Raw genomic sequence first — 419 nt, 5'->3', positions numbered from 1 at the left:
CACCGGGGGGCTGAGTCCCGCCGGTATGGAGACTGCACATGATGAAAAAAATTGTAATCGTCGCGTTGCTGGCATCAGGGCTGGTGGCGTGTGCTCAGAATCAGGCGCCGAAAGAGGACTCCCGTCTGAAGGAGGCGTATAGCGCCTGCATAAATACTGCGGAAGGATCGCCGGAGAAAATTCAAGCCTGTCAGAGCGTGCTGAACGTGCTGAAGAAAGAGAAAGCGCATGAGCAGTTCGCTACGCAGGAGAACGTCCGCGTGATGGATTACCAGGCCTGTATCCAGGCGCGTAAAACCGGTAACGATCAGGAAGTGGCGAAGCGTTGCGATAAGATCTGGAACGAGATACGCAATAACAATAAATAAGTGCTTTACGCCCGGTGGCGCTGCGCTTACCGGGCCTACAAAGGTGTCATC

The 419-nt window shown here is 54.4% G+C and carries 1 protein-coding gene; it reads left to right on the top strand.

Annotated features, from left to right (window positions below):
* The first annotated feature begins 41 nt into the window (after positions 1 to 41).
* Positions 42 to 368, top strand: coding sequence for a ChiQ/YbfN family lipoprotein (gene chiQ, locus DEO48_RS26395; protein ID WP_032668313.1), 327 nt, complete (start codon positions 42 to 44; stop codon positions 366 to 368).
* Positions 369 to 419: the final 51 nt, after the last annotated feature.

It is taken from the genome of Enterobacter sp. CGMCC 5087 (genome assembly GCF_003144775.1).
GTDB lineage: Bacteria > Pseudomonadota > Gammaproteobacteria > Enterobacterales > Enterobacteriaceae > Enterobacter > Enterobacter cloacae_M.
Note: the sequence above shows the minus strand (reverse complement) of the source record. Positions and strands in the feature narration are given on the sequence as shown.

Excerpts from the sequence above, each read along its gene's own strand:
- chiQ (WP_032668313.1), top strand. The coding sequence starts at position 42 with ATGAAAAAAATTGTAATCGTCGCGTTGCTGGCATCAGGGCTGGTGGCG.